Below are 22121 nucleotides of genomic sequence, written 5' to 3'. Positions count from 1 at the left end.
CTTGCCGCTGTTCACGGAAGTCATCGAGCTGACCGACCGCGGCTTCGGCTTCGCTGCGTCCGCCGCAGGGCAGCGCCTCTTCTTCCACAGAAGCGCCGGCCTTCGGCCAAGCCACTTTGAGGCATTGAAGCGTCACGACAAGATCCTCGCCATCGTGGGAAGCGACCCAAGGCGGCCGCGTTCGAAGGAGATCGTCCGCTGGGCCGCGTCGGATCGCATCACCTGGGATGACGATGCGCCCAAGGATCAGGCCTCCTGGGACGAGATACGGCGGGCATGGCTGGTGAAGCGTCTTCAGCCGCAGGGCTCGATACTTCGTCCGGACTGGTACGTCCATAAGTGGGAATCAAAGCCCGCCCCGGCGGACCTCCAGGACGATCTTCTGCACGAGCTCGTGCTAGCGCGCATTGCCAGCATGGACTCTGACGAGCTCGAGCGGCTCGATCTCCTGAACCTGTCGGGATCCGCGCTCTACAGCTTCGCGCCATGTCTCGATAGGGCGCATCCGGACGCCGTGGTCCTGCTCGATCACGTCCCGGCGGAGCGCCTGCCGCTGTTCGGACCCCCCGGACCGCGCGTGCTAGCCCGCGCGTCTGAGGCGCGGCGCGCGGAGGTCGTGTCGTGGTTCGTCCGCGCCGGAGGGGCCGAGGCGCATGCGGAGGAGCGCGATGCCATGCTCACCGGCCGGGCGCCTTGGGAGGCTGAGGCCGCATCGCGCCTGCTAGCGTCCGGCCCGCCACAAGGGGCGGGGCACGTGCGTTGGCTCAGGGCGTTGCGCAAAGAGGGCCTCCTACCCGAGGGCTTCGCCGACGAGGCCGCTGAGGCAGACGGGGTGCAGGCCCTCTGCTACGCGGAACTTCTCTCCGAGAAGGTGCGGGACGCTCTTTTGTGCGAAGCGGCCGCTAAGGACAAGTCGCGTGTGGAGGCGGTCGCGCTTAGGCCTGACCTTGCGGCAGACCTCCTAGGGCGCTCTGCTGTCGCCTTCGATCTGGAGACTGATGGGCGCAGAACGCGGCAAATCGGCATAGCCAGGGTATCCGGCAGCCGCTTGCTGCTCGACGGGGGCGGGACCGAGGAGCAGGCGGAGGCGTTCGCGGCGCTAAGCTGTGGCCTTTCGGAGGGGTCGATCGTCGTCGGCCAGAACGTCCTCGCCTGGGACCTCGCGGTCCTCCGGCAGGAGGGCATCGACCCGCTCGCGACTGGCCTCGTCTGGGACACGCTTCTCGTTGAGACGCTGCTGAACCCGCGCGCGGTCTCTCACGCGTTGGGCGGCACGCACCGCGCCGACATGGACGCGGCGCACGCGCTTGCGCTCTTCCAGAGACAGCTCGACTACCTTCCCGACTCTTTCGCGGCCTCCTCGACAGGCAGTGCCTCCACGAGCGGGCGAAGCACAATGCCATGCGCTTCGGCAAGCTGGTGCCAGTCCCGCCACTCCTCTGTCAGCAGGACAACCACCCCACCAATGCGCGACGCTCGCTTCAGGTGCTCGCCACGGCTGACGTGATCCGCCTTGACTCCGCCATGACCGATCTCCGCCAACGCCTTCTCGCTGCGCCCAGCATCCCGCCGCTTCATCCCATACGAGCGCCTCCATAGGCGCCGGAAGGACGCGGACTGGACCGGTCCACGAAAGGACCCTCAGCGAATGGGCGTTGATGGCATCCCACCACGGGCCTGCGGGCGGCAGTGTCGGACGGCGACCGCGGCTGGTCGGCCGACCCGGCGAAGCGCAACTCGGGGCTGGTGTTCCAGTCCTACGCCCTTTGGCCGCACATGACCGTGCGCGGCAACGTCGAATGGCCGCTGAAGGTCGCGGGCGTGGCGCGGGCGGAGCGCGAAAGCCGCACCGCCGAAGTGCTGCGGATGCTGGGCATCGACGCCCTCGCCGGGCGCTACCCCAACGAGATCTCGGGCGGCCAGCAGCAGCGCGTGGCAATCGCCCGGACCATCGTCACGAAGCCCGGCGTGCTCCTCTTCGACGAGCCGCTCTCGAACCTCGACGCCAAGCTCAGGGTCGAGATGCGAACCGAACTGATGCGGCTGCACCGCGCAACGGGCGCCACGACCGTCTATGTGACGCATGACCAGATCGAGGCGATGACGATGGCGACCCATGTCGCGGTGATGAACGCCGGACGCGTCGAGCAGTTCGGCACGCCGCAGGACCTCGTGGACCGGCCCGCCACGGCCTTCGTCGCCACCTTCGTCGGCACCCCGCCCTCGAACCTCGTGCCGGTCCTCCGCAACGGCACCGGCTGGACGGTCGGCGGGCGGCACATCGCAATCGAGCCGCCGCAGGACGGCGCGCTCGCCATGTTCCGGGCCGAGACGCTGGGCCTCGCTCCCGCCTCCGGCCCGCGCACCCTGCCGCTGGAGATGGCCGAAGTCAGCACCATCGCCGGGCGCACGATGGTCACCGGCCTCGGCGCCGGGGGCCTACGCCTGACGGCCGTGACCGAGGCCATTCCCACGGCGCGCGTGGGCGACACGATCCATCTAGCGCTGCCCGAGGCCCCCTCGGCCTGGTTCGCACCCACCGGCGAGAGGATCGGCTGATGCGCATCCTTCTCGTCCGTCACGACGAATCCGAATGGAACGCCTCCCGCCGCCTGCAGGGGCAGGCCGACATCGCGCTCTCCGACCGCGGCCGTGAACAGGCGCGGCTGCTGCGCCCGATGATCGAGGCCCTCGCACCCGACGCTGTCATCGCCTCCGACCTCGCCCGCGCGGCCGAGACCGCGCGCATCCTCGGCGCCGACACCGCCGCCCTCACACCGGCGCTGCGCGAGATCGACGTCGGCAACTGGACCGGCGAGCCGATCACTCAGATCATTGCCCGCGAGCCCGAGCACTATGCCGGATGGCGTGCCGGCACCCACGCCCCTGAGGGCGGCGAGACCTGGGCCGCCTTCCGCAGCCGCGTGGCCGCGGCGGTCGAGCGCGCGGCCGAGGGGACGAACCACCTCCTCGTGGTATGCCACGGCGGCGTGATCCGCGCGCTGATCGAGCATTTCCTGGAGCTTGCCCCGGCACGGATCATCCCCGTGGGTCCCGCGAGCCTGACGGCGCTGCGCCTCGGCAAGGGCCCGGCGCGGCTGGAGCTGTTCAACGTGACGCCGGGACGACTGGAGCTCTCGGCGCCGGACTGAAACGGACTCCCAAGTGCGGAAACTGCAGTTGGAACCGGGATTGTTCCCGCAGGAACATGCCGCCGGACGCAATCCGTTAGTTCGGCTGGTCGATCAACCGCAGCGCGCCATCCGGCAGAGGTCGCTGCAAGGCGCGAGCCTCCGTCCACGGTGCGATCAGCCATGCCTCCCATTCGTCAGGCCGCGTCAGGATCACGGGCATGGCCTTGGGGTGGATCGGCGCACCTCGGCGTTGGGGCTCGTGGGCAGGAAGCCGAACAGGTCGTCGATTGTATCGCCGTCCTTGACCTTGCGGACGGAGCGCCAAGCGCGCGTCTCGATCCCGGCGAAGAAAGCCGGACCGTCGTCGTCAGGTGCGAACCACTGATTGCCGCGGCCCTTGCCGAGCGGTTCGGCGAAGGCGGTCAGCGGCACGAGGCAGCGGTGTGCGGGGTCCAGCCATCGCCGCCAGTGCCGCGAGGCCGTGTTGCGGATATTTGTCACACCGGGGTCGCGCTGGGTCTTGAGGTGCTGCGGCGGGGTCGGCATCCCCCAGCGGGCCTTGACGAGTTCCAGCCCGCCATCGGCGGCATTGCGGATGATGGGGGCCAGTTGATCGGGATAGATGTCGCCGGGTTCGAGGTTTCCTGTGCGGTCGGTCCAGCCCCGGTGCTGAAAGAGCTGGCGCATGGCTTCCTGAGCGCGCGTCTGGCTGTACAAGTTGCACATGATCCTTGGGGCTCCGGCTGCTTCATCCAGACCATCACGGGCGGCATGGCGAGGGCGCAATGGCCCTCCTGGCACGCATGAACGTTTTGGGTCCGAGGATGGCTGCTGACGGGCATACACGCACGCCGCAGCAACCCGTCCGCTCGGGCTTAAGCGGTTAAATATCCACAACTACAGCATAGATGTATTTTCTTCTTGCGGTCCATGTCTACGACGGTGTAGTAGATTCGTAGAGAGGAGAATCAACCATGCAACTCACCCGACACGCCGAAGACCGCCGCCGGCAGCGCAGCCTGCCGGTTGCAGTGATCGAGACCATCATCGATTGCGGCACCCCGTCCTTCCGGCGCGGCGCCACCTGCCTCTCGCTCGACGACGACGCCATTGCGCTCGCCGCGGATGGCGACCGCCGCATCGCGGCCGACCTGCGTCGCTACCGTCACGTCCGCGTAGTCGAGGGCGATGACGGCGTGATCATCACCGTCATTCGCAGCAGGCGCCGGTCCGGTCGCGGCAGCCGCCGCAATCGGCTCTGCTGAGCCTACGCTGTGACCCGCACTCCTTCACTGACCCTGTCCCGCAGCCCTCGGAGCCTTGTCCTGCCCATGCAGCAGCACCTTGCCATTGCCCGTCGCTTTCTGCCCGTCGTCGATGCCGCCGCTCTCGCGGACCCGCGCCGGAGCGATCGGCTCCGCATTCGCCGCGAGGGCGAGATCGACGTGGTCTACGCGCCTTTCGACCATATCGAGCGCGGCGCGAAGCTCGCGATCCTCGGCATCACTCCAGGCCTCACCCAGGCCGCGAATGCGTTGCGCGCTGCCCATGAGGCGCGCCGTCTTGGCTTGGAAGCACAGCTCGCCCGCGCCAAGCTTACCGCCAGCTTCTCGGGGGCGATGCGCGCGAACCTCGTCGCGATGCTCGACCGGATCGGGGTCGCCACCCATCTCGGGCTCGGCAGCGCCGCGGAACTCTTTGCTCCGGGTGCGTCTCGGGTCCATCTCACCTCGGCGCTGCGATATCCGGTCTTCATGGGCGGGCGGAATTACAACGGCACGCCCGACATGCTCGGGACACCGGTGCTGCGCGCCATGATCGAGACTCATCTCGCCGAGGAGGTGCGGCTCCTGCCGGACGCGCTCTGGCTGCCCCTCGGCCCACAGGCCGGGAAAGCGCTGGCCCATCTCGTCGGCCAGGGCGAGATCGATCCGGCGCGGATACTCTCGGGGCTGCCGCATCCGAGCGGCGCCAATGCCGAGCGCGTGGCGGTGTTCCTCGGCCGCAAGCCGGCCCATCTCGCATCGCGCCAGACGCGCGCGGCCCCGCTCCTCGCTGCCGCCGAGCGCCTCGGCGCGCAGGTGGCGCAACTCGGCCGGGCATGAGCGAGGCCACCATGAAGCAGCACCCCGACTATATCTCTCCTGAAGAACTCGAGGCCGACATCCGCCATGTAATCATGGCGACGGCCGGCATCCTCGGCGCCCTCTATCACTTTCCAAAGCCCATGCGGGACGAGTTCCTCGGAGTCGACATCTCCGAGGAAGATTGGCTGCCCGGCACCTACACGGATTGGCCGGACGACCATCTCTGGCAGGATATGCCAATCGAGCAGCATCCCCTGACGCGCGTCCTGCGTGTCGCGCGCGACTATGCCTTCCAGGAGGGGGAGTGGCCCGACGAGGAGGGCCTCAAAAATATCTGGGACGAGATCGCCCCGATCACCGATCATCTGCCCCGATCGGACGTAAATGGCCTTCCGACGCCGGCGCGCCGCTCCTTGGGTCCTCTCTCACCTTTCCCCAGCGACCCTCCGGAAATGAAGCGCGAGGTTGGCCGGCTCCGTCGCGTGATCGACATGTTCGAGGCGCGCTGGGATCTCGACCAGGGCAATTGGCTCACCATCGCTCAGATCGCGGTCCTCTCAGGACTCGGCGAGGAGACCGTCCGCACGACAATCAGCAAGGAGGGCCTGCGGACGGCGCCTCGGGAGTCAGGCGGCCGGGGCCGAAGCGACGATGGCAAGGCGGCGGAGATCAACGGGCTTAGCAACGCCGAGGCGCGCGATTTCCTGTCGCGCCGGCGCGGCTTCATCCCGAGCCGCAGCACCGGCGTGGAGCCGCCCGCCGCAATTGCCGAGCGCATCCTCTTCGAGGGAAGCGGCCCTTTCCCGGACCGGCTCAAGCGCCTCCTCGCGGCCCGCGGGCTCACCCCGGCGGGGCTCGCAGAGACGGCAGGTACGCCGCCTGACTGGACGGATTCAATCGTCGCGGGCGCGTCAACCGAGCCTCGGATCGAGGACCTAGTGCGGCTCGCTCGTGCCCTCGACTGCGCTCCGGGCCGCTTCGCCGCGCTCGCGGTTGAGCATCTTCTCACCTGACGGCCGCGACGACAGCATATCGATCGTATGGGTATGGGCACGAGCGCCGCGCAGCGGCTCAGCGCGAAGCGCAACGTCCTGCTCGGCCGCGGGCACGGCCCGTGGGCGGGCGGGACTACCAAGCCTGGAGCAAAAAGAGACCCCGCACGAGACGGGGCCAGTTGTCATTCGTCGCTGAAGGAAGGGGGTGTCGGGCGGCGTTGCGCCGCGAAGTGCGGCGGTCTCGAGTTTGACTGTGACCTGAAATATTGGATGCGGCCGGGGATTATGTTCGGGCGTCCACACCTGGGCAATCCAGACGGTCCGGGCTCAGTTAGGGCATCCCCACGACTGGACGTCTGCACGGCTGCGCGCCTCAATCACGACCGCGACCACGCGGTCGATCAGCCAGCCGGGCGCGGTGCGGATCATCGCGGCAAGCTCGCCATGCTGCTCTATGAAACAACCGGTCGGCTTCGATCCGGCGAGCCTTGTGAAGATCGCTGGCGGCGTGCCCGCTCGGGCGACGGCACCACGCGCCCGCCTTGGCGCGACAGGTTGGGCAGGCGACGGCGAGAACGGGATGCTCGTACGCGGTGAAGTCGGTCATGGTCCCGCCCTCCGATCGTGCCGCTCATGGGAAGCCGGGGGCGACACGGCAGCGCCGCCCCTGGTGCCGAGGTCAGAAGCAGTCAGGCTCCCATGCGTCGATCCGGGCCTTCTTCTCGGCGTCGATGCGCCACGCGGCCTGATAGTCGGCCTCGCTGAACAGCTTTTCCATCGACAGGGCCTTGGCGGCCTTCTTCTGCGCCTTGAACGCCTTGAAGCCGGACCCCTGCGGGTCGGTGCCGGTGAGGTCCAGCATCAGCGCATCGAGATAGCCAGCGCTGACGCGGGAAAAGAAGTTCTCGGCGGTGGGCGTCCAGACCTTGCGCAGATCGGCCCCGGCCATGTCCTCGATGGCGGCAAAGAAGCCGTCGCGGGTGCCGGGATAGGGCAGGGTGCGCGCGAGCCCTGCCGTAATGGTGGCCTTGCGGTGCTTCTTGCCCTTGTCGGTGAATGCGCGGAACGCGGCCAGCAGCTCGTCGTCGTCCAGCCATCCGCCGCCGCTCTGCGCCGGGTCTGACAGGCGCGGGCCCGCGTCCAGTCCATCGGTGACGCTCGGGGTGTTCTGGCCCGTCTGGGGACGGATGCCGAACACGCGGTCGATCCCGGCTTCGCCGGACAGGCCGAAGGCCAGCAGGTCCAGCACAAGCTCCGGCTTCGCCAGCAATGCGGCTTGGACGGCATGAAGGCGGATCGCCCGCATGTCTTCGGCAAGCGCACCGGGCTTGTCGGCCGCAGCGGCGCTGCCGGTGCTGCCGTTGGCGTGCCGGCTCTCCTGCATGATCCCGGCTTCGACGGCGGCGGCCATGTCCTCGGGCCGGACCATCCCGTAGCGCAGCATCAGGTGCCCCTCGTTGTTCACATGGGCGATGATCCCGGCATGGGCCTTCTGCTCGGCGGTGAATCCACCATCAAGGATCGCCTGCAAGGCGTCCAGTTCCGCCTGCCCGTCCGCGTCCAGAACCTCGGCCTCGGCCAGTTCCGCCAGTTCGTCGTAGCGTTCCACCTGTTCCTCGGTCAGTTCGCCGTCCACCGGATAGACCCGGCCGAAGCGTGCGGTCCCTCGTAGCCGGTCCACGCCGCATCCAGAGTCTCGGCCCAGGCCCAACCCTCGGCCTCGGCAGCAGCAGTGGCGTCCGTGGTCAGCTTCTCGCGGAATAGCCGGTCCAGCAAGTCCCCGTCATGCAGCAGGGTCGCATCGGCAAAGAGGTCGGCGGTCGCCTTGCCGCCTGCGGCGCGGTAGGCGTCGATGCCCACGAAGCGGGCGCGACGGTCGGTCGCGGCGTTTATCGCCTCGGGCTGCAACATCTGCTTCACGCGGTGTTCGCCGATCTCGCGGCCCCTGATCTGGTCCAGCACGGTGAGGCAAGGGCCTCGTCGTCGACGATGGTGAACGCCTTGGCGGTGCCAAGGGTGATCTCCCCGGCTTTCAGGGCGTCCAGCACGGGGCAGGGCAGGCCGCGAACGCGAGGCGGCGGTAGACATGCGCCTCGGTGATGCCGAAGGTCCGGGCGATGGTCGGCACATCGGCGCCGCCCTCGCGCATCCGGCCTAAGCGCGGATTTCGTCGGCGGGGTGCAGGTCCTCGCGGGCGGTGTTCTCGACCGCCGCCCATGTGCGGGCGGTTGCTTCGTCGGGGGCCAGCCGGACAGGCACGCAGGCCAGTTACGGGCGCTGTGCGATCAGCTCTGGGTCGCGCTCGATCGCCAGTTTGATCGCGCGCCAGCGGCGGCCACCCGCCACGATGCCGACTTTGCCTTCGGGATCGCGGAACTCCGCGACGGGCTGGATCAGGCCGATCATGGCGATGCTGTCGGCCAGAAGGGCGATGCCCGCGAGGTCGGCCTCCTGACGCGGGTTCATGTCGGACAGGTAGAGGTCGACAAGCGGGATGCCCTCGACGGCGGGGGCACCAACGGTGCGAGCCTCACGGGGCAGGGCGGTGACATTGGACATGGGCGTATTCCTTGTGTGCGACGGTTTTTTTATGGTTGGGGTGCCCGGCCCCTCGCGGGGGCGAGGCGGCTGTCCCGGTCAGTATTCGGAGGGGAACAGGATGGTCAGGACGCGGTGCGTCCGGGCCGGGTCGACGGGATCGTCGGAGCCGTATTCCCGGTCGGCGTCGTAGTAGTCGATCTTCCAGTAAAGCCGTTCGCCCTGCACGGTGACGGTGCCGAAATCGTGGGTGCCCCACGGGTTGTTGTCCTCGGTGAAGGCGCTGTCGAAGGCGGCGGCCAGATATGCGTCGGTCTTCGAAGTCACGGCCACGCCGCCCGACGGGAGATGAGCTTGCGCGAGACCCTCGCCTGGCTACTCGCGGCCGAGATCGGCCACCGCGAGGAGCGGCGCATGCGCATGGCGACCGGCATCGCCAAGTTCCCCTTCGTGCGCACGCTGGAGGGCTTCGACTTCTCCGCCCAGCCCTCGCTCGACCCGGGCCAGGTCCGCGACCTCGCCGCCTGCCGCTGGATCGCCAACGGCGATGCGCTGCTGGTGCTCGGGCCGCCGGGCGTCGGCAAGACCCACCTGGCGGTCGGACTCGGCCGCGAGGCGATCCGGCTGGGATACTCCGACTGCGCGAAAAGCGCCGCTCCGGCCTTCTGCAGAAGGCCGGAGCGGCGCCCGAGAACCCTGAAACCGCGTGAAATCGAAAGGGGGTCCAGTTCCCGCTGTCGCTGCCAGTCCAGTTCCTGATGTCGTTTGACAGAGGTCACGACCACGGTGCCCGGGAAGGGGTTCCGCCGACGATCATGCCCACGCGGAAGCTGTCGTTCTGCTTGCGGATGGTGAGGGTCTTGCGGGTCGGGAAGTCGCGCACCGGGCCGAAATGGCCGCAGCGCGGGCAAGTGCAGGGCTGAACCTCGGCTGACTGCTCGGACCCGCAGTAGCCGCAGACATAGGTATCCAGGGCGCTGCCGTTCTTGGCGCTCTCCTTCGCGACGGGGGCGGCCGGGTCTTTTGCCCGTTCCGCCGATGGGCAAGCCTTCCCCGCGGCCGCGGCCGGGACTGTCACGGGTCGGGAAGGCGGGGTCGTGCGGCCCGCAGCCGCAGGCGAGGACACGGCCCGCCTGAACGACGACGCCGAAGGCGGCGCGTGTCCCTTGACCGGCCCGGCCGGGGATGCGTGGCGGACCAAACGAACAGAAAGGTGGACACCTCCGGAAACCTCGCCCTGAGCGTCGGATCGTGATTCACTGGGCCTGACAGCGGCGGGGGATGGTCATGGCGGGTCAGTTGGGGTTCTGGTCGATCACGGAGCGGCTGGCGGAGATCTCGGCGCAGGGTGATCCGCTCGAGACGCTGGCAGCGACGGTGGACTTCGAGATGTTCCGGCCGGTGCTGGAGGGTGCGCTCGGCCGGCCGCCGCGCTGGAAGGGCGGTCGGCCACCGTTCGACCCGGTGCTGAAGTTCCGGATGCTGGTGCTGCAGTCGCTGCACGGGTTGTCGCTCGAGCAGACCGAGTATCTGGTCCGCGACCGGCTGTCGTGGATGCGGTTCTGCCAGATCGGACCGGAAGACCGGGTGCCGGATGCGGATACGCTCTGGGATTTTCGCGAGGGGCTGATCGCGGCGAGGGTGCTGGAGGCGCTGTTCGCCAGGCTCGACCGGGCGATCACGGCGGCGGGCTATCTGCCGCGCGGCGGCCAGATCCTCGACGCAACGCTGGTCGCCGCCCCGCGGCAGCGCAACACCGACGGGGAGAAGGCGCAGATCAGGGAGGGCCGGACCGCCGCCGAGATTTGGCCCGACAAGCCTGCGCGGGCGCGGCAGAAGGATGTCGACGGTCGCTGGACCGTCAAGTATTCCAAGGCGAAGCTCCGTGCCGACGGCTCGAAGCCGATCGACATCGCGATCCCCGTCTTCGGCTACAAGAGTCACATCTCCATCGACCGGATGCACGGGGTCATCCGCCGCCAGGTCGTGACCGATGCCGCCAGGCACGACGGCGCCCGCCTACGCGAGGGGCTGATCCAGGGTGCCAACACTGCGCGGGACGTGTGGGCGGACAGTGCCTACCGCTCAGTCGAGAACGAGGCTTGGCTGGCGGACCATGGGATGACGAGCCGCATCCATCGCAAGAAGCCGCGCGGCCGTCCGATGCCGAAACGGACCAGTCGGGCCAATGCCGCAAAGTCGGCGCTGCGCTCGAAGGTGGAGCACGTCTTCGCGCACCAGAAAGCGCGCATGCGGCTGACGATCCGGACCATTGGCATCGCGCGGGCCGAGGCGGCGATCACGCTGGCGAACATGGCTTACAACATGACGCGCTGGCGCTGGCTCAACGGCCGGGCTGCGGCCGCCTGACAGCAGCCATCCGTCAAGAAGCCGACACTTCCGCAGGCAGAACGACCCGCCCGCCACCCGCCACGCCGGACGATCGCGGCTTCTTGCGGCCCCTGCCCGAGGTTCGGAAGGTAAGCGGAGGTGTCCAGGTCGTCGGGGCGGGGGTGAGCGGGCGAAAGCCCGTCGATCCCCCGGCACGGCAACAGGTCTCAGTAGCGCGCGTACGCGCGAGCTTCTCCTGTCTGATCATAACGGATGCAACTCGGGTCCCCGCAACCACCGTTCCCGACCCAGCCCTCGCCATTCGCGAGGGCTTTGTCATGTCTGCACCCTCCAAGGCCAGGATCGCCGCAAGTTCCCCCACGAGTTCGATGCGGTGACCGCCGGGTGCCAAGGCGTCCGGGATCATCCTGATCTCCGAGATCAGGCTGCGCAGCGTCTCGATGGCCTGAAGCTTCACCGCCGGGTCCGACAGGGCCGCAGCCAGATCGGTGATCTTCTCGCGGTAGAGTTCGGTCAGGCTGGGGTGCAGGCGCAGGGCAGGGGGCTCGGGGTTCTCGGCCAGTTCATCCAACAGGCGGGTCCTCGTGGTCTCCAAGTCCTGCATCTTGGCCTTCATCGACGGGTGGTACATGCCGTCCTCGATGGCTTGCAAGAGGCCGGCAATCTTCTTCTCGGCCTGCACCAGTTCACGCTGCGCCCTGGTTCGCCCGGCACTGGCCCCGGCTTGCGCTTTGTTCCAGGCGCGGCGGTACTCCTCGACAAAGGCTGCGACGAGGTCGGGGTGAAGGAGCCGTGCCTTCAGCCCCTCAAGAACGCGCGCCTCGACCTCCTCGCGCCGGATCGTGGCCCGGTTGGTGCAGACGGAGGCACCCTTATCCCGCGCCGCCGCACAGCCGTGCCGGGCCTTGTTGATCAGCGTATAGCCCGCTCCGCAGCAGCCGCAGGTCAGAAGTCCGGAGAAGAGATAGACGGGCCGCTTCGCCCGCTCCGGCCGCATCGCGGCACCCTGAATACCGGCCGGGTTCATGTCGTGGCGGATGAGGGTCTGTCTTTCCTTCACCCGGCGCCACAGCGCGTCCTCAATGATGCGCAGGTCCGGCACCTCTTCGATGATCCAGGCCTCGGGTGGGTTCAGCCGCGCCTGCCGTTTGCCGGATGCTGGATCCTTGACGAAGCGCTGCCGGTTCCAGACCAGCCTTCCGACGTGGAGTTCGTTGTTCAGGATGCCGGTGCCGCGGGCGGCATTGCCGGAGATGGTCGAGGGTCCCCAGGTGCCCGCGCCCTTGCCGTTCTCCGGGCTGCGGATGCCCTCGGCGTTCAGCGCCGCGGCGATGCTGCGGGCCGAGAGGCCCGCCGCATAGTCCGCAAAGATGCGCCGGATGACATCGGCCTCTGCAGGGATGATCTCCCGCAGCCCCCTGGTCAGCGTGCCGTCCGCTCGCAAGGTCCTCAGCGCGCGATAGCCATAGCTGATACCGCCGGCGGACTTGCCGTCGCGCACCCGCCCTTCGAGACCCCGATGCGTCTTCTGCGCGAGGTTCTTCAGGAACAGCGCCGACATGGTGCCACCGAGGCCGATGTGCATCTCGTTGATCTCGCCCTCGGCCTTGGTGACGATCTGAACGTCGAGAAATCGCATGCGCTTGTGGAGCGCGGCGACATGTTCCTGGTCGCGGCTGGGCCGTGCCCCGGGTGATGGTGTAGGAGGCCGCGCGCGGAGCCCCAGCGTAGCGCAGCGCGCGGCCGGGGTGACGCTGGCGGCCATCGCCGGTCTTCGGAGAAGGTTCGGGTTGCAAGACCTGGAACCGGAACGGAGACGACGATGACCGACGAGAGAATGGCGCTGATCGAGCTGGTTGAGAAGCGGGCCGACTGCGACCTCGTGCGCGAGATGCTGGCCTTCGCGGCCGAGCGGATCATGGATGTGGAGGTCGAGGCACGGACGGGCGCGGCGAAGGGCGCGCGTTCGCCTCTGCGCGAAGTCCAGCGGAACGGATACCGCGACCGCGATTGGGACACCCGCGCCGGACGGATCGCGCTGGAGATCCCGAAGCTGCGCAAGGGCAGCTACTTCCCGAGCTTCCTCGAGCCGCGTCGAACGGCCGAGAAGGCGCTCGTGGCCGTCATTCAAGAAGCCTGCGTCCATGGCGTCTCGACCCGGTCCGTGGACGACCTGGTCAAGGCCATGGGCGCGGGCGGCATGTCGAAGAGCCAGGTCAGCCGTCTCTGCGTCGAGATTGATGAGCGCGTGAACGCGTTCCTCTCCCGGCCCCTGGAGGGAGCTTGGCCCTACCTCTTGCTCGATGCCACCTACCTCAAGGTCCGCGAGGGCGGGCGCATCGTCAGCCGTGCCGTGATAATCGCTGTCGCGGTCAACGAGGACGGCAAGCGCGAGGTTCTTGGCGTGGCCACAGGGCCTTCTGAAGCCGAGACCTTCTGGACCGACTTCCTGCGCAGCCTCGCCGACCGCGGCCTGCGCGGCGTGAAGCTGGTCATCGCCGACGACCACAAGGGCCTGCGCGCGGCAGCTCGCCGGGTATTCAACGCCACGCATCAAAGGTGCCGGATTCATTGGCTCCGGAACGCCCTGGCGCACGCCCCGGCCAAGAGCCGCACGGCGGTTGCGGCGATGCTGAAGACGATCTTCGCTCAGGAGACGAAGACGGAAGCCGAGGCTCAGTGGGACACCGTAGCCGACGCCCTACGCGAGAAGAACGAGAAGCTCGGCGCTCTCATGGACGCCTCCCGCGACGATGTCCTGGCCTACATGTCGTTCCCGCGCGAGCACTGGACGCAGATCGCGTCGACGAACCCACTCGAGCGGGTCAACCGAGAGGTCAAGCGGAGATCAGACGTCATCGGGATCTTCCCCAATGACGAAGCCATCGTCCGGCTTGTCGGCGCGCTGATGCTGGAGACCAACGACGAATGGGCCGTGGCGCGCCGATACATGAGCCTTGAAACGCTCGCGCGCGTCACAGACAATCCCACCGTCAGGCTGCCCGCCGTGGCGTCCTGATCAGGCTCGGACCTTTCCGAAGGCCCGGCCCTCCTACACCACGCCCCGGGGCACGATCTCGCGGCTGAGCCGGTCCAGGCTCTCGGCCACGATGACATCGATCCGCCCGGTCATGGCCGCCCGCTGCAACTCCTGAAAGCCGGGCCGCAAGTGGGAGGCCCCGCTCATGGCCTCATCGGCAAAGACGTCCACGATATCCCAGCCGCGCTCCGCGCACAGCGCCCGGCAGAGACGCACCTGATCCGGGATCGAGGCGGCCGATTGCAGGACGGAGGAATAGCGGGCGTAGATGGCGGCGCGCATGGGCGGGTCCTAGACATGGCGACCGCTCCTGGCTTGGGGCGTCCGCTGGTTCGGCTTGGCCCTCCGTATTCTAGGCATATCGTTGCGGATGTCCTCAACAATCGATTGCAACATGTTGCAACTGGAGACGCCGGTTGCGCGGTTGTAATAGCGCTCCGACATGTCGAGCGTGGCATGGCCGAGGATGTCTCGGATGATGCCGATATGCTCTGGATCGGACTCGGCGATGGACGTCGCGGCGATGTGCCGGAAGGCATGGGGATGCAGCCTCAGCCCGAGGTGACGGGCCGAGACCGTCTCCACGTCGCCGGCAATGCCGTCGTCGCTTAGGGGCTGGCCGCGCGCCGTGACCCACAGCCGATCATGGTCGCGTCCTCCCAGAAGAATGGGACGGTAGGTGCTGAGATAGGCCCCCATGGGCTCGGTAAGTGCACGGGGCAGAGGGAACTGCCGGCTGCGGCCGTCCTTCATGTCCTCAGCGTCGAAGCGGACCAGGAAGTCGGGATTGCCCTCGACGAGGTGATGACCCACGCGCATGGCGCCGAGTGCACGGCGGCGGACGGGCCGGGCGACGAGGAAGCCGATCATGAGCGCGCGCCTGAACTCGACGGCCCGGGCGAGTTCGGTCCCATCATGACTGTCATGAATGACCTGCATCCGGCTCAGGCTCCAACCGAAGACCTTGCGCGCCGAAATGGCGGGTGCTGCGGGAAGGGAGATCGTGCTGGACCGGGCGATCAGCCGCCCGGTCACGAGGTCGAGCCAGGCCCAGTCCCGCGTCGGCGCCATGGCGCGCGCAACGGCGAGGAGATCGGTGAAGAGGTTGGAGACGGATCTCGGGGCCAGGCGTTCCTGGCATTCGTCCAGATAGGCCTTCGCCCGGTCCGGTCCAATCCGTGCCGCCGGTTCCTCCTTGATTGCGTCCGGGACGCGCCGCAGCAGGAAGGACACCCACTGGCCATACCCCTGGGCGCGCTTCTGCCGCGTGCCGGGCGCCCAACGGGCGCCCAGTCCATCATCGTCAAGAAAGCCGCCGCACTCGAAGAGCGCCTGCCATGCGGCCTGGTCAGCGCTCGGCCAGTCGGCGAACGGCAGGACAAGGGGGAGGGTATCAGGCATGGCGGCCACCCCACTTGGAGGCCAGCCTACAACGAGGCGCTCAAGCGCCGTGGCTCGCTGACGATCTGGTTCGACCCTGAGATGACCTGGGAGGCCGCGCCCTCAGGCAGGCGTGGCCGACAGCAGTGCTACAGCGATGCCGCCATCCAGACCTGCCTGACGATGAAGGTGCTCCTTGGCATGGCGATTCGTCAGACGACAGGGTTCGTCGAGAGTTTGCTCCGGCTGATCGGGCTGGACTGGGCCGTGCCGGACTTCAGCACGCTCTGCCGCCGCCAGAAGACCCTGAAGGTCAGCATCCCTTACCGCGGCTCAAAAGGCCCGCTGCATCTTCTGATCGACAGCACCGGCATCAAGGTCGAGGGGGAAGGGGAGTGGAACGCGCGCAAGCACGGCGGCTCCCAGCGCCGCGTCTGGCGCAAGATCCACCTTGGCATCGACGAGCAGACGTTGGAGGTCAGGGCGGTCGAGTTCACCAGCAGCGACGTGGGCGACGCGCCCATGCTGCCCGAGTTGCTCGACCAGATCCCACCCGATCAGGAGATCGGCAGCGTCTCCGCCGATGGCGCCTACGACACCCCTAGCGGTCACGGCGCTCGCGTTAAGGCTGCTCACTGTCACAGTACTATCTGCAATCGAGATAGCTTACGGTTGTTGCGCGCCCGCAATCAACTCCCTCCACGTTGCCAGGCGCTCGTGCGCCGCCGCGCGGAGCGGCCTTTGCGTTTCCAGCCCGTGAAAGTACTATGGGAACAAGAGGGCGCGACGATGGGAGCACGAGCCTTCCTGTCGCAGACGGCTATATACCCGACGCGATCGCACGGACGACACGTCGGCCCTCCCCGCCGCGGACTGCAAGGGACCGCCTGTAGCGGGTTCGCGCGAGGTTAGCTCAATCAGTCCTCGTTTTGCGAGAGATCCGATGATCCGTCGTAAAAGGCCATCTCCGCCCACATCTGGCATAAGGATCGGCAGCTTGACAAACCTCCGAAGTGCAAGCGAAACGAGATGGATCACGCGACGCAGAGCCGAGTCCAGCTCAACGAGTTCCGCGATGCTACAGCGCTCAGCAACCATCGAGGCACGCTCCCTGGTCGCCTCCGGTGCAGAGAAATCAATATGGTCGGCGCTCTTCTCAGGCGGCGTGCAGGATTGACCTTGCCATAAAGAACGCGTTCCAGCGCGCGCCCATGTCATCATCCAGGGCGAGCAAATATCAAATTGGCGTTAGTTGCGGATCATCCGTTCGCGATTTCATCGGCGATTGTTTGAATTTGCGCGGCAAGAGCAGAGACTGCCCGCCTTCTTTCATTCTGAAGTCTCCGCCAACGATTCATGCGTTGCTCAAGCTGCCTGTAGTCACGAACTTTCAGTGAATAATCGCGGTTTTCGTCCTGAAAGACCTGCTTGTCACGCTGCCACGCCCTCTCATCTCCCCGTAGGGTCATTATTTCTCGTTGGAGCCGTGACCTCCGCAATCTAAGTGCTGTCGCGCGACTCTGACAGGTCCTCCAAAGATCTTGCCGTTGCTGGTCCCAACGCTGTTTTAACTCAATGTGGGTGCACTCATTGTATGATTGGTTATTTGGACATAAGTCATACACCATCCCATCGTATTCACGTCTTAATGATGCGATATATGCTTGCTCTTCGTTTATCTCTGCCTGCTCCCTTCTCAACGACTCTGCTCTCGACTGCAGATCTCTTCGACGTCGATCAAGGTCTCGTCGCTTCTGGTCTAGCTCACGCCGCAATTCACTGATTTCTCGCTGCTGTTCGCGAAACTTCTCCTCGTTTCTCTTGATATAGCATCCATACAGTACATCCTCTACTATCGCGAATGCACAATCCTTTGCTCGAGGCTCAGCTCGTTCAGCAATGTCGCCCTTTATCGTATCCCAAGAGTGCGCCCCTTTTGCCTCGAAGTGCCATCCCTCGCCGTCTACATTGGCTTCCCACCCTGCGTCGATTAGAGCCGTTTTTATCCTTCGTTCATCGTTGCCCCGTATTACGTCAATAGCAAGTCCATAATTATGCCAAGACTTCCCGGGCCAGTTTGCAGCGTTTTTCTTGGGCCCGTCACAATCCTTGTACTCAATATAGTCTCGGTAGAATTGGACTTGTCTCTGAATAGTCCTCTTGCCGGATTCAAGCTGAATGTAGGCAAACTGCCTTTGGGCGTCCTGTTGATATGCGGTATTGGCGGCGCGATACATCGCTGAGGCTTCTGAGTGGAGCAAACTTGTTTTCGGGTCTTCTCCGCCGGTGCCTATGGGGTGTCTCCATGGGCCGACCTCAGAATTGCAAGCTGCAATAGCGCACCCCTCTGTGGGTTCCAAGCGCGTTACAATTGGGGCTGTTGATTGTTCCTGAAACTCTTCTGCCACTAAGGGCACAGAGCCAGAGTCCGAAAGCTTAGGCAACGTCAGCGACTCGACCACAGGCAGCTCCACGTCATTAACGTGATCCTCGATCACGACATGCGGAACTCCAGCGCCATACCTTCGGAGAGCTGCTGCGACGAGCCTCAAGCCGCCGCGCATTGCCAAGTCTATGGGCGTTTCCCCCGCGAAGTTCTTAGCGTTAACATCAGCCCCTTTGAGGCAAATGGCTTCGACCGCCTCGACTAGATTCGACTCACTGAAAGGGTGCCTTTGACACAACAGGATGAGCGGACTATTTCCCTCTTCATCGGCGGTATTCAAATCCACGTTTCTAGAGACAAAGATTTTTACTAGTTCAGTATCTGATGGTGCAAAAGAACCTGCCACGTCCTGGCTGGAGCACCAGTTTAGGAATGCCGTCTGGGACCTGCCGTTCCGATCGTCTATTCCAGTGTCGCCACCGTTGAAGGAAAGCAGTATTCTGGCAAGCGACGGGGCATTAGTCTTCTCGCCGGCCAATGGGAAGGCGTCGTTCTCCTTTGGGAAATTCAGTGATTCCTCCGGCGGCCCGAGTTCGACATATTTACCCCAATTTATCAGCTCGGAGCAAAAATCCTGCGGGATTGCCAGGGCGTTTTTGCGTATTCGTGTTCGCGTTGTGAGGTGATGCCAGTATCCGTTTCCGTGATGATCCTTGCGGTACATATCCGGAAGCTTATCTAAGAAAAACCGTGCTAGCGTTTCGGCACCTCCGTTTTCGTGCTTCCTAAGGATATACATAAGTGGTGTTCTGTCGAGTGCGTCTAGTTCCTCGAAATCGCTACCAGCATCGATTAGTCTCTCAAGTGCTTCTGGATCAGTTCTGGACAAGGCCGCCCAAAATATTGGAGATCTCCCGGCGATATCCGTCGCTGACACATTGTCGTCGATTAGCAGGGCTTCTGAAAGGGAGTATGAAGTTGATCGGGCGGCGTGGATAAGAAAAGTTTGCCCATGCTCATCAATAGCGTTTGGGTTTCCGTCTGCATCGAGCAACTGCTCCACACACCGCCCTCCAAATCGAGCAGCCGAAAGAACGGGAGTTAATCCATTTTCACTGGGACGATTTGGGTCCAGCCCGAGGTCTAAGCAACTGCTGATAATTTCAGCGCAGTCCTGAGTACGATGCACCGAGTGAAAAGAGGCATAGTGCAGTGCAGAATGCCCAGTGTGATCTGGTTGAGTTACCGCAACGCCAGCCGATATGAGCGCGTCCCACGCAACGACATCAGCGTGCGCCGCGACTAACATGAGAGGTGTACGTCCCTTAGGGTCAGTTACATTAGCAAGAGCGCCTTTTGAGAGCAGAAGGGGAATGCTTTCTGGCAGTTGCGATGCCGCATACGATAGGGGGGTGCGATTGCCCCGATATGGGGTGGGCTTGTTTACGTCAGCGCCTCGTGCAACTAATTGCTTGACCCAATCTAGATGTCGATAAATTAAGGCAGAATGGAGCGCCGGCCGATCAGTGTTAGGGTGATCAGGAAGCGCGCCGAGTTCGTAAAGAACGGTTGCTGCTGAGAGGCTATTCAAACAGAGTGCATAATCAAGCGGCGTGCACTGTCGAGGCCACCTCCATCCTCCGTCACGAGTACGCCACATCAGCGAATCATTGAGCGGGGTTCCGCTTTCAATGTCACTCCTCACCAGAGGCGCATTGTCTAACCTGATGGCCCATTCTAATGTCTCTACTGTCATATGACCTCCAAAGCGTACTGTGGCCTGAGATCTGCATGCCCGCGTTAACTCAGATGTCCTGACACGTGAGTCATGGTTGAACTGATCCCTGTTTTGGCCGGACACTTAGTTAGACATAGTCACGGAGACCTTGGTGGTGTTGCCGAGCACGTTGGCTTCCGTGTTTGTTTTCACGCTGTGGCCGGAAGCATATAGTATGATGTTGATTCGTTGAAGCTCATGCTCGCTCTTGGGATCCGGGTTTTAGGTGATGGGTGGTTATGGTCGAGTTAGGACGCGCCGATCGGCGGGCTTCGCGGGGCCTCTGGGCATGCGATGACAGGGTGTGTTGCTTGGCAGCCGTTCGCTGATGCCGCACTTCTTCGGAGCGGGCACGCACTACGGTGTCCTACACATTGCATGCCAAGGTGGGTAGGTTACGGCGGTTGCCTGTCGACGCTTTGGTCGGTCAGGCGCCGGTTCCGCAGCTCCCGCGCGAAGGATCGTCACCCGCATGGGCCGAGACGCGCACGCGCGGCTAGGGTGGAAACCGCTTCAGCGGTTGGAGCTAAAGCCTGGTCCCGGCTTACCGGGACGCGCCCATATGGAGAATGTCGGCGATAGTCTTGACCACGTTACCATGAAAACTAGGCACGAAGAACTGCCCTTGCCGAGCCCGAACCTGGGGCCGATGTGGAAGTTGCCGGGGTTGGTGCCGGCGGCGGGGTATCGGTTACGCCGGGCCGACGTAGCCCGTCGTCCGCATTGCCTCGCCCTCGGCCTGGAGCGGATCCAGGCCCATCGCCCGGAATGTCGCGGCCTCGTCCATCACCATCCGTGCCCGCGCTTCCGCCTGCCGGTCGAGTTCCTCCGGGCTCCAGCCCTTCACCGCCTTCCGGTGATACTGCTTCCAGTGGTCGCGGATCGCTGCCTTCACGCTCAACAGGGTCATCGCCTTGCTCCTCTACCTCCTCCTGCGCTTGTCCAAAGGTCGTCTCGGACGGGTCGTCGGTCAACGACGAAGTGTCGGCCAGGGCGCGTATGCGGGTTTACAGGTCCGGCCGCCGCGACCGGATCGAAGGAATTGGCGACGCCGACCGGATCGATCCGGCCGAGACGACCTGTTGACGGCGGCGCCGACGCCGATAACCTTCGTCTTTGATGCGATTGCATTCGTCTGGTTCGGCACGCGGCGCCGGTGCCGATCTTGGAAATCGGAGTGAACAAGTTCCGCGACGACACCGTGCTGGACCTTAGCGAGAATACCATCGACCGCGTCAGCCTCGCCGAGCTCTCCTCTGACCGGCGCGACGGGAAGCACTCCTAGATCTGAAGCCTGACACTTCAGGCTACTCCTTCAGGTGGTTTCGCCGAGCAAAGTTACCGCCTGACCTTCGATGTGCGCTTCAGATCGGCCAGCTCGTCCTGAAGGATGCGTAGCTCGTTCTGCTCGGCTTCGGCTCGGGTGCGGAGGTACGTGTTCCAGTGCATGTACTTCGGCTTGGCTGGGAATGGCGCAATAATGCCGCCTGACGTCTGGCCGAGACGCTCACGGATCTTGAATGCCTTGAGCAGCTTGCGCTCGCGCGGCGAGGCCAGTTCCGAGCGGTAGCGGCCCTTGGCGCAGATCCGGCAGATGTAGGTTTCGCCATAGAGCAGTTCGCAGCGGCGCCCGCACTGCGGGCAGAGCCACCAGTTGCGCATGCCCCCGAGCGGCCCGCAGGTGCGCACGATCGGGATCCGCACGCCATCGACGATGAGCGCGCCGATATCCTTGCACCAGAATCTGCGGATGTTGCGGGTCGCCTTGCCGTCACAAATCACGTGTCAAAGTCTCCGCTGCGGGTTCCGCGTCTGCTTGTGTCTCTGCTTCGGCTTCCGCCTCCAGCTCGGCGATGCGCGCGGCGATCGGAGGCCACCAGCGCAGGTGCTTGAAGGCCGCATCCACGTCGTAGGCGCCGGGGCGGATGCGATAGAGGCCGAGGAATGCCGGGACGATGTCGTGCGCCGAGCGGATGGCATGGATCGGAATCCCGCAGTGGGCCAGATAGGCGAACAGCATCTCCGCGGGCTCCTCGCCGAAGTAGTCGGTCAGGATGCTGCAGATGAAGGCCTTCTGCTCCTCGGTGGTGTGTTCCGCGAAGGCGGCGGTGGGTACTTGTGCTGTCGCGCTGGGGACTCGCGCTCTGTTCGTCATGATGGTCTCCGTCGAGAATCGCTTGGACAGTTCCGACAGTTCAGACTGCGCTGGTATTGCTGCTCGCGTCGGGAAGCGGAATTGACGCGTCGGGCACGATCGGGGGCGTAGGTCTGCCCTGCTCGAGGATGGCCGATGGAGCGGCAATGGGTGGTCTCCGCGAAGAACTCGGCACTCCTTTCAAGCGCCGAGGAGCAGAGCCTTGCCCGCTCCAGAGAAGAAACGAGCTCACAGGTCCCGGGACAGGTTTCGCTCATCGCCACATCTCCGGGTCAAA

The 22121-nt window shown here is 65.2% G+C and carries 23 protein-coding genes and 1 pseudogene; 10 read left to right on the top strand and 14 right to left on the bottom strand.

Going from position 1 to position 22121, the window contains the following annotated elements; genetic code table 11:
• Window position 1 precedes the first annotated feature (1 nt).
• The 3 genes from GI374_RS07040 to GI374_RS07030 all read left to right on the top strand — a co-directional run bounded on the left by GI374_RS07040 (window position 2) and on the right by GI374_RS07030 (window position 3152).
• Window positions 2–1507 (top strand): hypothetical protein, encoded by a 1506-nt coding sequence (locus GI374_RS07040; RefSeq protein ID WP_154336327.1) that lies wholly within the window; start codon window positions 2–4, stop codon window positions 1505–1507.
• A gap of 182 nt (window positions 1508–1689) precedes the next feature.
• On the top strand, window positions 1690–2559 hold the full coding sequence (locus GI374_RS07035; RefSeq protein WP_370515195.1) for an ABC transporter ATP-binding protein: 870 nt from the start codon (window positions 1690–1692) through the stop codon (window positions 2557–2559).
• Window positions 2559–3152 (top strand): histidine phosphatase family protein, encoded by a 594-nt coding sequence (locus GI374_RS07030; protein WP_229582902.1) that lies wholly within the window; start codon window positions 2559–2561, stop codon window positions 3150–3152. Before GI374_RS07035 ends, GI374_RS07030 begins: the two co-directional genes overlap by 1 nt.
• A 192-nt stretch (window positions 3153–3344) precedes the next feature.
• Here the strand turns inward: GI374_RS07030 and GI374_RS07025 are convergent, their stop codons facing one another.
• Window positions 3345–3920, bottom strand: a complete 576-nt coding sequence (locus GI374_RS07025; protein WP_229582900.1) for an SOS response-associated peptidase family protein — start codon at window positions 3918–3920, stop codon at window positions 3345–3347.
• A 188-nt stretch (window positions 3921–4108) separates the two neighbouring features.
• Here GI374_RS07025 and GI374_RS07020 point away from each other — a divergent pair, with 188 nt between their 5' ends.
• Window positions 4109–4399 carry a hypothetical protein gene (locus GI374_RS07020; protein ID WP_154336324.1) on the top strand — a complete coding sequence of 97 codons (291 nt, stop codon included), beginning with the start codon at window positions 4109–4111 and terminating at the stop codon, window positions 4397–4399.
• Between the two features lie 24 nt (window positions 4400–4423).
• Here GI374_RS07020 and GI374_RS19110 read toward each other — a convergent pair whose 3' ends face one another.
• Entirely contained in the window at window positions 4424–4684 is a 261-nt protein-coding gene (locus GI374_RS19110; protein WP_229582898.1) for a hypothetical protein, read from the bottom strand.
• A gap of 18 nt (window positions 4685–4702) precedes the next feature.
• Here GI374_RS19110 and GI374_RS07015 point away from each other — a divergent pair, with 18 nt between their 5' ends.
• Together GI374_RS07015 and GI374_RS07010 are read left to right on the top strand one after the other, a co-directional pair.
• Complete coding sequence (locus tag GI374_RS07015; protein WP_229582896.1) at window positions 4703–5239, top strand: hypothetical protein; 537 nt, start codon at window positions 4703–4705, stop codon at window positions 5237–5239.
• Window positions 5236–6234 carry a helix-turn-helix transcriptional regulator gene (locus GI374_RS07010; RefSeq protein WP_154336322.1) on the top strand — a complete coding sequence of 333 codons (999 nt, stop codon included), beginning with the start codon at window positions 5236–5238 and terminating at the stop codon, window positions 6232–6234. Before GI374_RS07015 ends, GI374_RS07010 begins: the two co-directional genes overlap by 4 nt.
• A gap of 661 nt (window positions 6235–6895) precedes the next feature.
• Here GI374_RS07010 and GI374_RS07000 read toward each other — a convergent pair.
• From GI374_RS07000 to GI374_RS06985, 4 genes are all read right to left on the bottom strand, one after another.
• Window positions 6896–7897, bottom strand: a complete 1002-nt coding sequence (locus GI374_RS07000) for a hypothetical protein (protein WP_154336321.1) — start codon at window positions 7895–7897, stop codon at window positions 6896–6898.
• A complete protein-coding gene (locus tag GI374_RS06995; RefSeq protein WP_154336320.1) occupies window positions 7837–8178 on the bottom strand; it encodes a hypothetical protein in 342 nt (113 codons plus the stop codon). The genes GI374_RS07000 and GI374_RS06995 overlap by 61 nt, the downstream gene beginning before the upstream one ends.
• Before the next feature lie 306 nt (window positions 8179–8484).
• Window positions 8485–8775 carry a ParB N-terminal domain-containing protein gene (locus GI374_RS06990; protein ID WP_154336319.1) on the bottom strand — a complete coding sequence of 97 codons (291 nt, stop codon included), beginning with the start codon at window positions 8773–8775 and terminating at the stop codon, window positions 8485–8487.
• A 78-nt stretch (window positions 8776–8853) separates the two neighbouring features.
• Window positions 8854–9081: a DUF3768 domain-containing protein gene (locus GI374_RS06985; RefSeq protein ID WP_370515193.1), complete on the bottom strand. Its 228-nt coding sequence runs from the start codon at window positions 9079–9081 to the stop codon at window positions 8854–8856.
• On the opposite strand from GI374_RS06985, the gene GI374_RS19715 reads away from it, so the two are divergent.
• Window positions 9001–9513 carry an ATP-binding protein gene (locus GI374_RS19715; RefSeq protein ID WP_370515192.1) on the top strand — a complete coding sequence of 171 codons (513 nt, stop codon included), beginning with the start codon at window positions 9001–9003 and terminating at the stop codon, window positions 9511–9513. The genes GI374_RS06985 and GI374_RS19715 overlap by 81 nt on opposite strands.
• 16 nt (window positions 9514–9529) lie before the next feature.
• Here GI374_RS19715 and GI374_RS06975 read toward each other — a convergent pair whose 3' ends face one another.
• Window positions 9530–9832 (bottom strand): hypothetical protein, encoded by a 303-nt coding sequence (locus tag GI374_RS06975; protein WP_154336317.1) that lies wholly within the window; start codon window positions 9830–9832, stop codon window positions 9530–9532.
• Between the two features lie 209 nt (window positions 9833–10041).
• Here GI374_RS06975 and GI374_RS06970 point away from each other — a divergent pair, with 209 nt between their 5' ends.
• A complete protein-coding gene (locus GI374_RS06970; RefSeq protein ID WP_154336316.1) occupies window positions 10042–11124 on the top strand; it encodes an IS5 family transposase in 1083 nt (360 codons plus the stop codon).
• Window positions 11125–11137: 13 nt separating this feature from the next.
• On the opposite strand, the gene GI374_RS06965 is transcribed toward GI374_RS06970, so the two are convergent.
• The gene (locus GI374_RS06965; RefSeq protein WP_229582893.1) at window positions 11138–12745 is read right to left on the bottom strand and encodes a recombinase family protein; all 1608 of its coding nucleotides are present in this window, start codon (window positions 12743–12745) and stop codon (window positions 11138–11140) included.
• A 183-nt stretch (window positions 12746–12928) separates the two neighbouring features.
• Here GI374_RS06965 and GI374_RS06960 point away from each other — a divergent pair, with 183 nt between their 5' ends.
• Entirely contained in the window at window positions 12929–14125 is a 1197-nt protein-coding gene (locus tag GI374_RS06960; RefSeq protein ID WP_154336314.1) for an IS256 family transposase, read from the top strand.
• A 33-nt stretch (window positions 14126–14158) separates the two neighbouring features.
• Here the strand turns inward: GI374_RS06960 and GI374_RS06955 are convergent, their stop codons facing one another.
• A complete protein-coding gene (locus tag GI374_RS06955; RefSeq protein WP_154336313.1) occupies window positions 14159–14428 on the bottom strand; it encodes a recombinase family protein in 270 nt (89 codons plus the stop codon).
• Window positions 14429–14437: 9 nt separating this feature from the next.
• The gene (locus tag GI374_RS19105; RefSeq protein ID WP_154336312.1) at window positions 14438–15547 is read right to left on the bottom strand and encodes a tyrosine-type recombinase/integrase; all 1110 of its coding nucleotides are present in this window, start codon (window positions 15545–15547) and stop codon (window positions 14438–14440) included.
• Here GI374_RS19105 and GI374_RS06945 point away from each other — a divergent pair.
• Window positions 15539–16240 (top strand): annotated as a pseudogene (locus GI374_RS06945) (IS5 family transposase); the annotation flags it as partial. The gene GI374_RS19105 and the pseudogene GI374_RS06945 overlap by 9 nt on opposite strands.
• Window positions 16241–16785: 545 nt before the next feature.
• Here GI374_RS06945 and GI374_RS06940 read toward each other — a convergent pair.
• The 4 genes from GI374_RS06940 to GI374_RS06925 all read right to left on the bottom strand — a co-directional run bounded on the left by GI374_RS06940 (window position 16786) and on the right by GI374_RS06925 (window position 21844).
• Entirely contained in the window at window positions 16786–19572 is a 2787-nt protein-coding gene (locus GI374_RS06940; RefSeq protein ID WP_370515227.1) for an ankyrin repeat domain-containing protein, read from the bottom strand.
• Window positions 19573–20380: 808 nt separating this feature from the next.
• Window positions 20381–20599, bottom strand: a complete 219-nt coding sequence (locus GI374_RS06935) for a hypothetical protein (RefSeq protein ID WP_154336310.1) — start codon at window positions 20597–20599, stop codon at window positions 20381–20383.
• A 428-nt stretch (window positions 20600–21027) separates the two neighbouring features.
• A complete protein-coding gene (locus GI374_RS06930) occupies window positions 21028–21471 on the bottom strand; it encodes a hypothetical protein (protein ID WP_154336309.1) in 444 nt (147 codons plus the stop codon).
• A complete protein-coding gene (locus GI374_RS06925) occupies window positions 21461–21844 on the bottom strand; it encodes a hypothetical protein (RefSeq protein WP_154336308.1) in 384 nt (127 codons plus the stop codon). The genes GI374_RS06930 and GI374_RS06925 overlap by 11 nt, the downstream gene beginning before the upstream one ends.
• Between the last annotated feature and the right edge of the window lie 277 nt (window positions 21845–22121).

This window comes from Paracoccus sp. S-4012, from assembly GCF_009674885.1.
GTDB lineage: Bacteria > Pseudomonadota > Alphaproteobacteria > Rhodobacterales > Rhodobacteraceae > Paracoccus.
This window is presented reverse-complemented; position numbering and strand designations above follow the sequence as displayed.